This is a genomic window from Pseudophaeobacter sp. 1A09344 (assembly GCF_041008745.1).
Lineage (GTDB): Bacteria > Pseudomonadota > Alphaproteobacteria > Rhodobacterales > Rhodobacteraceae > Phycobacter > Phycobacter gallaeciensis_A.
In genome coordinates this window covers 1-3,453 of the sequence record NZ_JAXGFS010000030.1, presented here as the reverse complement: position 1 = coordinate 3,453, position 3,453 = coordinate 1, and the positions used below count along the sequence as shown (strand labels likewise).

1 protein-coding gene is annotated in these 3,453 nt (G+C 63.7%); it reads right to left on the bottom strand.

Translation table 11 applies throughout. The features are described 5' to 3' along the window. Positions 1-23 precede the first annotated feature (23 nt). Positions 24-3,453, bottom strand: a 3,430-nt coding sequence (locus SM765_RS22890; RefSeq protein WP_274836674.1) for a pyruvate carboxylase, incomplete at its 5' end; no start/stop codon positions are given.

The window sequence follows — 3,453 nt, the reverse complement described above, 5'->3', positions numbered from 1 at the left end:
TTTTGTGGTCTGGGCTTCGTGTCTTATTCCAGCTCGATGAGGAGGTCCTTTGCGTCGATCTGGCCGCCTGGCTGGACGTGCACGGCCTTGACCACCGCGTCGCGTTCGGCGTGCAGGCCGGTTTCCATCTTCATCGCTTCGATGGTCAGCAGCATATCGCCCTCATGCACCTGCTGGCCAACCTGTACCGCGACCGAGGCGACGACGCCGGGCATCGGCGCGCCGATGTGGTCGGGGTTGCCCGCTTCGGCCTTGGGGCGGGCAGCGGTGGTGGATTTCACCAGACGGTTCGGCACCCGGATCACCCGCGGCTGGCCGTTGAGTTCGAAGAACACCTTCACCTCGCCGTTCTCATCGGTCTCACCGATGGCTTGCAGGCGGATCTCTAGCGTCTTGCCGGGGTCGATCTCGGCCGAGATTTCCTCGCCCGGTTCCATCCCGTAGAAGAACGCCCGCGTCGGCAGGCTGCGCACCGGGCCGTACTGGCGATGGCGGCCCATGTAATCAAGGAACACCTTGGGATACATCAGGTAGCCATTCAGATCCTCGTCATCGACTGCCTTGCCTTCCAGCTGCTGGGACAGCTCGGCGCGGGTGGCTTCCAGATCGACCGGCTCCAGATGTTTGCCGGGGCGCTCGAGGTTGGGCTTTTCGCCTTTCAGCACCTTGTCCACGATACCCGCCGGAAAGCCGCCCGGCGGCTGGCCGAGGTTGCCGCGCAGCATGTCGACAACGGAATCGGGGAAGGAGAGGTCGGTCTGCGGATCCTCCACCTCTTCGCGGCTGAGGCCCTGGCTCACCATCATCAGCGCCATGTCACCGACCACCTTGGAGGAGGGCGTCACCTTGACGATATCCCCGAACATCTGGTTCACATCCGCATAGGTCTGGGCGACCTCGTGCCAGCGCTCCTCCAGTCCCAGGGAGCGCGCCTGCGCCTTGAGGTTGGTGAACTGGCCACCCGGCATCTCGTGCAGGTAAACTTCCGAGGCTGGAGCCTGAAGGCCAGACTCAAAGGCTGCGTATTGCGCCCGCACCTGTTCCCAGTAATCGCTGATCTCGCGGATCTTGGCGATATCCAGCCCGGTGTCGCGGTCGGTGTTGCGCAGCCCCTCGACGATCGACCCCAGACAGGGCTGCGAGGTGCCGCCACTGAACGCATCCATCGCTGCATCCACTGCATCGACGCCCGCATCGGCGGCAGCCAGGATGGTGGCCCCGGCGATGCCGGAGGTGTCATGCGTGTGGAAGTGGACCGGCAGGCCGACCTCTTCCTTCAGCGCCTTCACCAGCTGACGCGCGGCGGCGGGTTTCAATAGGCCTGCCATGTCCTTCAGGCCGAGGATATGGGCGCCCGCAGCCTCCAGATCCTTGGCCATGCCGACGTAGTATTTCAGGTCATACTTGGCCCGGTCCGGGTCCATGATGTCGCCGGTGTAGCAGATGGTGCCTTCGCAGATCTTGCCGCTCTCGACCACCGCATCCATCGCGACGCGCATGTTCTCCACCCAGTTGAGGCTGTCAAAGACCCGGAAGACATCGACGCCGGTGATCGCGGCCTGTTTCACAAAGGCCTGCACCACGTTGTCCGGGTAGTTGGTATAGCCCACCCCGTTGGAGGCGCGCAGCAGCATCTGGGTCATCACGTTGGGCATCGCCTCACGCAGATCCCGCAGCCGCTGCCAGGGGCATTCCTGCAAGAAGCGATAAGCCACATCAAAGGTCGCACCGCCCCAGCATTCCACCGAGAACAGCTGGCTGAGGCTTTGCGCATAGGCGGGTGCCACGCGGATCATGTCGATGGAGCGCATGCGGGTGGCGAGAAGCGACTGGTGGCCATCGCGCATGGTGGTATCGGTCAGCAGAAGCTGCCGCTGCGCCTTCATCCAGTCGGCCACCGCCTGGGCGCCCTTCTGCTCCAGAAGGTTGCGGGTGCCATAGGGCAGGGCGCCGGTCTCGACCTTCGGCGGGCGCGGATCCTTCAGACCCGCTTTCGGCTCGGCGCGGCCCTCGGTCTCCGGGTGACCGTTCACCGAGATGTCGGCGATATAGGTCAGCACCTTGGTGCCGCGGTCCTGGCGCTTGGCGAAGTTGAACAGCTCCGGCGTCTCGTCGATGAACTTGGTGGTGTATTCATTGTTGAGGAAAGTCGGGTGCTTCAGCAGGTTCTCGACAAAGGCGATATTGGTGCTGACCCCGCGCACCCGGAATTCGCGCAGCGCCCGGTCCATGCGGGCAATCGCCTTTTCCGGGGTCGGCGCCCAGGCGGTGACCTTGGTCAACAGGCTGTCGTAATAGCGCGTGATCACCCCGCCCGCATAAGCGGTGCCGCCATCAAGGCGAATGCCCATGCCGGTGGCCGAGCGATAGGCGGTGATGCGGCCGTAATCGGGGATGAAGTTGTTGAGCGGATCCTCGGTGGTGACCCGGGTCTGCAGCGCATGGCCATTGAGACGAATTTCGGACTGGTCCGCCTTGCCGGTGGCTTCGGCCAGGGGCTTGCCTTCGGCGATCAGGATCTGCGCCTGCACGATATCGATGCCGGTGACTTCCTCGGTGACGGTATGCTCCACCTGCACCCGCGGGTTCACCTCGATGAAGTAGAACTTGCCGGTTTCCATATCCATCAGGAATTCGACGGTGCCGGCGCATTCGTAGTTCACATGGGCACAGATCCTGCGGCCCAGATCGCAGATCTCGGCGCGCTGCGCCTCGCTCAGGTAAGGCGCCGGGGCGCGCTCCACGACTTTCTGGTTGCGGCGCTGGACTGAGCAATCCCGCTCGAACAGATGATAGATCTCACCGTGCTTGTCGCCAAGGATCTGCACCTCGACGTGGCGGGCGCGGGTGATCATCTTTTCGAGATAGCCTTCGCCATTGCCAAAGGCGGCTTCGGCCTCGCGGCGCCCTTCCAGAACTTTCTCTTCCAGCTCAGCCTCGGAGAAGATCGGGCGCATGCCGCGGCCGCCACCGCCCCAGGAAGCCTTGAGCATCAAGGGATAGCCGACCTCACCCGCTTCCTTGCGGATGGCGTCCATGTCATCGCCCAGAACCTCGGTCGCGGGAATGACCGGCACGCCTGCCTCGATCGCGACGCGCCGCGCCGAGGCCTTGTCGCCAAGGGCGCGCATGGTCTCGGCCTTGGGGCCGATGAAGGTGATGCCATTGCGGGCGCAGGCATCGACGAAATCAGGGTTTTCCGACAACAGCCCATAGCCCGGATGGATCGCATCTGCGCCGGATTCCTTCGCGACCCGGATGATCTCGTCAATCGACAGGTAGGCCGCCACAGGCCCCAAGCCTTCGCCGATCCGGTAGGCCTCATCCGCCTTGAACCGGTGCAGGCCAAGCTTGTCCTCTTCGGCGTAGACCGCAACGGTCTTCTTGCCCATCTCATTCGCAGCCCGCATCACGCGGATCGCTATCTCGCCGCGGTTGGCGATCAGAATTTTC